This is a genomic window from Streptomyces sp. NPDC004051, assembly GCF_053604275.1.
This window is the reverse complement of the sequence record NZ_JBSGHG010000037.1, coordinates 60,687-67,399: the sequence shown is the minus strand read 5'-3', so window position 1 is coordinate 67,399 and position 6,713 is coordinate 60,687. Positions and strand designations below refer to the sequence as shown.

7 protein-coding genes and 1 pseudogene are annotated in these 6,713 nt (G+C 70.5%); 4 read left to right on the top strand and 4 right to left on the bottom strand.

Going from position 1 to position 6,713, the window contains the following annotated elements; translation table 11 throughout:
- Positions 1–86: 86 nt before the first annotated feature.
- Positions 87–554, bottom strand: a pseudogene (locus ACWEQO_RS28605) (Scr1 family TA system antitoxin-like transcriptional regulator); the annotation flags it as partial.
- A 181-nt stretch (positions 555–735) separates the two neighbouring features.
- On the opposite strand from ACWEQO_RS28605, the gene ACWEQO_RS28600 reads away from it, so the two are divergent.
- On the top strand, positions 736–1,029 hold the full coding sequence (locus ACWEQO_RS28600; protein ID WP_452985742.1) for an ArsR/SmtB family transcription factor: 294 nt from the start codon (positions 736–738) through the stop codon (positions 1,027–1,029).
- Complete coding sequence (locus tag ACWEQO_RS28595) at positions 1,026–1,412, top strand: VOC family protein (RefSeq protein WP_361459346.1); 387 nt, start codon at positions 1,026–1,028, stop codon at positions 1,410–1,412. Before ACWEQO_RS28600 ends, ACWEQO_RS28595 begins: the two co-directional genes overlap by 4 nt.
- Before the next feature lie 57 nt (positions 1,413–1,469).
- Here ACWEQO_RS28595 and ACWEQO_RS28590 read toward each other — a convergent pair whose 3' ends face one another.
- Entirely contained in the window at positions 1,470–2,114 is a 645-nt protein-coding gene (locus tag ACWEQO_RS28590) for an alpha/beta hydrolase (protein ID WP_452985741.1), read from the bottom strand.
- 204 nt (positions 2,115–2,318) lie between these two features.
- Between ACWEQO_RS28590 and ACWEQO_RS28585 the strand changes: the two genes are divergently transcribed.
- A complete protein-coding gene (locus ACWEQO_RS28585) occupies positions 2,319–2,873 on the top strand; it encodes a DoxX family protein (RefSeq protein WP_361459342.1) in 555 nt (184 codons plus the stop codon).
- A 73-nt stretch (positions 2,874–2,946) separates the two neighbouring features.
- On the opposite strand, the gene ACWEQO_RS28580 is transcribed toward ACWEQO_RS28585, so the two are convergent.
- Positions 2,947–5,436, bottom strand: a complete 2,490-nt coding sequence (locus ACWEQO_RS28580; protein ID WP_452985740.1) for an alpha-L-arabinofuranosidase C-terminal domain-containing protein — start codon at positions 5,434–5,436, stop codon at positions 2,947–2,949.
- Positions 5,437–5,596: 160 nt separating this feature from the next.
- On the opposite strand from ACWEQO_RS28580, the gene ACWEQO_RS28575 reads away from it, so the two are divergent.
- The gene (locus ACWEQO_RS28575) at positions 5,597–6,037 is read left to right on the top strand and encodes a DUF6314 family protein (RefSeq protein ID WP_361459340.1); all 441 of its coding nucleotides are present in this window, start codon (positions 5,597–5,599) and stop codon (positions 6,035–6,037) included.
- Here the strand turns inward: ACWEQO_RS28575 and ACWEQO_RS28570 are convergent.
- Complete coding sequence (locus tag ACWEQO_RS28570; RefSeq protein ID WP_361459338.1) at positions 6,019–6,612, bottom strand: histidine phosphatase family protein; 594 nt, start codon at positions 6,610–6,612, stop codon at positions 6,019–6,021. The two genes, ACWEQO_RS28575 and ACWEQO_RS28570, sit on opposite strands and share 19 nt — an antisense overlap.
- Between the last annotated feature and the right edge of the window lie 101 nt (positions 6,613–6,713).

Here is a 6,713-nt window from a genome sequence, read left to right as displayed (position 1 = left end):
CTGACCACTGCTCGTCTGAAAGATCCCCTCGCCCCACACCGAGATCATCACGACGCAGAACAAGGGGATCCAGGCACTTTCAAAACACGCCCTAGTCGGGCAATGGCGTCCTCGTCGAGCGGCGGACGCATCATGCCGAACACCGCCCGCGCGTACTCCTCCGTCTGCAGCAGCCCCGGTACCGCCTGATTCGCGTACACGTGCAGTTCGACCGCTTCCGCCTCCCACCGCGCCGCGTCCCGGAAGAACGCCGGATACTGCGCCCGCGCGACCTCCTCCTTCATCTCCTGGAGGACGCCCCCTGCGTCCAAGAGTTCGTCCGCCTGGTCGATGAACTTCGGCGGCGGGACCCGGCGGCCCTGTTCGTACGCGGCGATCGTCGAGGCCGAGTAGCCCGTCGTCGAACCGAACTCGGGCCGTTCCAGGCCTGTCCGGACCCGGAACCGCTTCAACTGACGCCCGAAGACACGCGGGATGCCGGAGCTTGCTCCCGCGTCCCGTTCGCCTTCCTCCGTACCGGGCTCTTCGGCAGCCCGTCCCATCAGATCGCTCATGTGCATCACCGCCTCTCCCATCAACGTGGCTCCGCGTCGAAGCGACACGCTCCGTCCCGCCCACATGCGCCGACGGGACACGTACAGCGACCAGACGTGTGCGCGCCGTTCACCTCGTCGTGCGAGCGCTCTTTCGCACCCGACTTGATAGGCAAGCATTCACTTGCCTATCGTGTCGGCCATGGCGGAGGACGTCTTCAAGGCGTTGGCCGACCCGACCCGTCGGCGCATCCTCGATGAGCTGGCGGAACGGGACGGCCAGACACTGTTCGAGATATGCACACGGCTGGTGACCAAGCACGGCCTGGGGTTGTCCCGCCAGGCCATCAGCCAGCACCTGGCCGTACTGGAATCCGCGGGGCTGGTCCGTTCGCGGCGCCAGGGCCGCTACAAGTTCCACGATCTGAACACCGCACCCCTTGAGCACATCGTGACCCGGTGGCTCAGTCCCGACAGTCCGGAGAGCACCCCATGAGGATTCACCTGACCAGCGCCTTCGTCGACGACCAGGAGAAGGCCCTGCGCTTCTACACCGAGGTGCTGGGCTTCGTGAAGAAGCACGACGTCCCGCTGGGCGAGGACCGGTGGCTGACCGTGGTCTCGGCGGAGGAGCCCGACGGGACCCAGCTGCTGCTCGAGCCCTCCCGCCATCCCGTGGTGGCGGCGTACAGGACGGGACTGGCCGCGGACGGCATCCCGGCCGTCTCCTTCGCCGTGGACGACGTCCACGCGGAGTTCGACCGGCTGCGTGGGCTCGGAGTGCAGTTCACCCAGGAGCCGCTGGAAATGGGCCAGGTCACCACCGCGGTCCTGGACGACACCTGCGGCAACCTGATCCAGATCGTGCACAGCAAGTAGAGACCCGGCGAAGGCCGGCGGCGCGCCCTCTCCCTCCACCGCCCCCGGCCCTGCCCCTCAGCCCTCGCTCTCCCACGCGCGCCGCAGGAAGGCGGAGGCGTCGGTCAGTTCCGGGAGGGCGATGGCGTGGCCCAGGCCCGGGTAGCGGCGTTCCTCGAGGTGGGCGCCGGACCCCTCGCGGAGCCAGGTGCCGGTCCGGGTGACGAGGTCGGCGGGAATCACCCGGTCCGCGGTGTCGCGGCCCCAGAAGACCGGCATGCCGGTCAGGCGGCCCTGCTCCTCGGGCAGGCCCGCGTCCCACGGCAGGGTGCCGGACAGGAGGACGGCGGCGGCGAACCGCTCCGGGCGGGCGAGCAGCAGGCCGCCCGCCATGGCCATGCCGCCGGAGAAGCCGAGCAGCGAGACCGAGGTGTGGCCGGCGGCCTCGCTGTCGAGCCAGCGGAAGAGCCAGTCGGCGGTGGCCGCGATGGAGTCGGGCAGGGGACGCCCGATCCCCCGGTTGGCGAACCACGCGTACCCGCCGCCCTCGGCCAGCGGGGCGCGCACGAAGGCCACCGTGGCCTCCTGCGGCAGATGCGGCGCGAGCTGCGCGAACGACGCCTCGTCCGCTCCCCGCCCGTGCAGGGCGACGACCAGCGGTGTGCCGGGCCTGTGGTCGGGTCCGGCGGACCAGCTGACCGTGGGGGCGGCGGTGTGGGGCATGACGGCGGCTCCTTGGGCGGCGTGGGACAGACACGGGTTTCGGCTCGGGACCGAGCACGGTCGAGCGTACCCGCACTGCTTGAAAGTTGAAGCAAGGGCTATGGTTGGTTTAGCTTGAAGCTTCAACATTGTCGGGGCGGGGCGTCGCTCAGTGCCGCGCGGCGCCCCCACCGTCTTCGCCGTCCCCTTCCGAGGAGTCCCCCCATGGCCAGTGCCACCACCTTGTCCCGCCCCGCCGCCGCGACGTCCGGCCAGGAGGGCCTCGCCGCCCCCGCCCGCGCCTACGACATCGGCCTGCTGGCCCTGCGTCTCGTGCTCGGCCTGACCATGGCCGTGCACGGCGCCCAGAAGCTGTTCGGCTGGTTCGGCGGGGGCGGTGTCGAGGGCACCGGCATGTTCTTCGGTTCCCTCGGCTACCCCTCGCCCGAGGCGTTCGCCGTCGTGGCCGGGCTCACCGAGACCCTCGGCGGGCTCGGCCTCGCGCTCGGCCTGTTCACCCCGCTCGCCGCAGCGGCCGTCGCCGGCACGATGGTCAACGCGATCGCCGTGAAGTGGGGCGGCGGCTTCTTCGCCCCGGAGGGCGTGGAGTACGAGCTCCTCCTCACCCTGGCCACGGTGGCGCTCGCCCTGACCGGCCCCGGCCGGATCGCCGTGGACCGGCTGCTGCCCTGGCTGCGCACGCACCGCCTCACGTACGGCGTCGCCGCGGTCGTGCTCGGCTTCGTGGTGGCCGGTGTCACCCTGCTGCTGCGCCACTGACGCGGCGGGTGGTTCCCCGGTCGGCGCCGGGTGCGGGCCGCCGTCTCCGTGACGGCGGCCCGCACCCCGACCACTACCGCTGCTTGATCCGCAGGAACGTCACCGAGTGCGCCGGGAACGTGTAGGTGAACCTGTCGGCCACGCCCCGGAACCTGGACGTCACCGGGGTCACCGGCGTGTCCGTCTCGGTGTTCACCGCGTCCGCGTCGGCGGCCAGCGTGGTGACCCGGGCGGTGGAGGCGGTCCGCACGCCACCGAGGTCGATCGCCGTGCGGGCCTCGGCCGGCTGGGCGTTGACGACCTTGACGATCAGGTCACCCGACGCCGCGTCCCGCGTGACCACCTGGCGGAACGGCTCGGCGGGCTTGTCGTCGGTGAAGGTGCCCCATTCCTGGCCGTCTAGGGAGAGGGTGACCTGGCGGCCGCGCACCTTGATGTCGATGTCGTAGGCGCGGCCCGTCTCGATCGAGCCGGCCCTGGAGACCAGCGTCGACTTGCCGCCGTCCACGGCCTGCTCGACGGCGGACCGGGTGTTGTTCCAGCCGCCCAGGTTCCACCAGTAGTAGTTTCCGGTGTCCTTGACCCCGAAGGCGACGAGGAAGCCCTCCTGGCCGGACTTCTTGGTCGCCCTCACGTGCAGGTCGTAGTTCTGCCAGGCCGGATCGCCCGCCGTGACCATGGTGTTCTCGGCGGTCGCGTCGGTCTGGAGGTACTGCCCGTCCCGGACGGTCCAGCTGCCGCCGCCGCTGTGCGTCCACTGCGAGGCGTCACCGGAGAAGTCGTCGCCGAACAGCGGCGTCCCGTCGGCGGCGGTCACCCGCACGTCGTCGTAGGTGGCGCTGGTGGCCCAGGTCGACAGGCCGACGGCGCCGGTGAGGGGGCCGCTGACGTCCGGTGTGCCGCTCGCCTCCGAGGGGACCACGCGGTCGCCGACGTTGGTCATGAACAGCTTCTGGACCTCGTAGTCGGCCGAGCCCCACGAGGCGCGGTTGTTGAACCAGATCATGTCCGGCGACCACTGCACGTAGTCCTCGTTGGCGAGCAGCGGTGCGTACGAGGCGAGTTCGACGACGTCCGCGTTGCGCTCCAGGCCGGTCATGAACGCGGCTTCGGCCAGGGCGTTCTTCCAGGTGTTGCCCTGGGAGGCGTACTCGCCGAGGAAGACCTTCGGGCCGCTTCGGTCGTAGGAGTCGTAGCGGTCGTTGTTCTGCAGGAACCAGCGCGGGCTGTTGTAGTAGTGCTCGTCGACCATGTCGACCTCGCCCTCCCGGTTGAGCCGCCAGAGGGTGTCGAAGGTCGTGCCGGTGTCGTCCGGGCCGGAGTTGGAGACGACGGTGATGTCCGGGTGCTCGGCCTCGATGGCGGTCCGGAAGCGCTGGAAACGGGCGAAGAACTCGTGCGGCAGGTTCTCCTCGTTGCCGACCCCGATGTGGGTGAGGCCGAAGGGCTTGCGGTGCCCCATCTCGGCGCGCACCTTGCCCCAGGTCGAGTTCGCCGGTCCGTTGGCGAACTCGATCAGGTCCAGGGTGTCCTGGATGTGCCGCTCCAGCAGCGCCTCGTCGTCGGTGGCCCGGTTCTGGCCGCACCCGGTGACGAGGGCGGGCACGACGGGCAGCGGCATCGCGCCGACGTCCTCGGCGAAGCGGAAGTACTCGTAGTAGCCGAGGCCGTAACTCTGGTTGTAGCCCCAGAAGTTGGCGTTGGTGGCGCGCTCCTCGACCGGGCCGATCGTGTCCTTCCACTGGTAGGAGCGCTTGCGCTGCCAGCCGGAGGCCTCGCTGTAGTCCTCCATGGAACCGGTGTTGACCAGGCAGCCGCCGGGGAAACGGACGAAGCCGGGTTTCAGGGCGGCGATCTTCTCGGCGAGGTCCTTGCGCAGTCCGTTCGGCTGGTTCTTGAAGGTGTCACGCGGGAACAGCGACACCATGTCCAGGGCCGCGGTGGACGAAGTGGCGACGGTGAGCCGGCCGCGGTTGCTGGTGCGGGTCGCGGTGAACGTGGCCTTGTACCGGGCCCATTCACCCTTGACGGCCACCTGCCGGGCGGCCCCGAGCTCGCCGGCCGCGTCCTTGAGCGTGACGGTGAGGGTGGTGCCGCTCTGCGCCCTGGCCCAGACCGAGAAGTCGTAGCGCTTGCCCTGTTCCACCCGGACGCCGGTGTTGTAGCCGGTGTTCGTGACGGCGGAACCCGCCTCCAGGGAGAGGTAGGCGCGGTTGCGTTCGTCGAGCCGGCCGGAGTCGTCGCGCACCTCGGCGGTGCCGCCGACCGACCAGGAGGTGAGGGGCGTGTAGGAGCCGTTGTCGGCGGTGGAGTACTCGAAGGACCTGTTCTGCACGAGTTCGGCGTACAGTCCGCCGTCGGCGGCCCGGTTGATGTCCTCGAAGAAGACGCCGTACATCGTGTCGCCGATCGCGGCGCCCTCGGCGCCCGGGTCGACGGTGATCGTGTAGTCGGTGACGTCCTCGGCGTGCGCGGGGGCGGGCAGCAGGGCGGCGGCCGTCAGTAACGCGGTGGCGGTGAGACCGGTTCTGAGACGGGTGCGGGTGCGGGCGGTGCGTGACATGGATACTCCGCGGCTCTCTGGGAGGGGTGGAGCTTCACTGGACCCTTCAGGTGGTTCGATATTTCGAGCAACGGCCAGCACTTCGAACGGCAAGATAGAGAGGAGGCAGGAGCACGTCAATGGTGCGTGCGGCGACGGACGCAAGGGAGAACGCGACGGAATGGACGGGTTCTGGCCGGTACCGGACGCACTGGCCTATCTCGACGGCCTCTGGCGGGTGACCCGGACCGTGCGGGACCTCGCCGGCGGCGACCTGGGGCGTTTCGAGGGAACCACGCTTTTCGGCCCGCTCGAGGGCGGTGGCCTGCTGCACCAGGAATCCGGCACCTTCACCTGGCGGGGCGTCTCCCGGCCTGCCGAACGCACCCTGCGTTTCCTCCCCGGACCCGGCGGCGCGGTGGACGTGCGGTTCGCGGACGGTCGGCCGTTCCACGACCTGGACCTCTCGACGGGCCGGTACGTCGCCGACCACCCCTGCGCCGCGGACCTCTACCGGGGCGAGTTCACCGTCCACGACGAGGACCACTGGCGGACCCTCTGGCGGGTGCGCGGCCCGGCCAAGGACCTGGAGCTGGACACCGGCTACGTCCGTGCGCGCTGAGGGGAGACACCTTCGATGCGCAGGCTCCAGCGGCCCGCCCGCCCGGTGACGCTGACCCGCGACAGCGCGCGGACGTCGATGTTCCAGTAGGTCGCGGGCGGCGCCTTCAGCGCGTACACCAGCGCGGCGCGGATCACGGAGGGTTCGGCCACCGCGACGACCCGGAAGTTCTCCTCCAACGGCCGGGTGTCCAGCCAGCCGCCCACACGGGTGATGAAGTCCAGCAGCGACTCCCCGCCGTGCACGGTGGCCCGCGGGTCGGCGAGCCAGGCGTCCACGACCTCCGGCTCCCTGGCCATCGCCTCGCCCAGGGTCAGCCCGCGCCAGCGGCCCATGTCGCAGTCACGCAGGGCGAGCTGGACCAGCGGGGCGTAGCCGAGCCCGTCCCCGGTGGCACGGCTGCGCGGGTTCGGCGAGCAGTAGCGCAGGTCGGCCGCGGCGAGCGGCAGCAGCTCAGGGGCGACGCGCTGCACCTCGCTCCACCCGGCCCGGTCGAGTGGCCGGTCGTCCTCGAAACGCTCGTTCAGCCGCGAGGAGCTCCCCGCTGCGGCAACGAACGTGACCCGAAGTGCCATGCGGCGATCGTCGACCCCCGGGGTGAGCAAATCAAGGGGTACCGGCCGGGGTGTTACCGAGCGTCGACCAGGCCTTGACCTCGGATCGCGATCTACCGGAC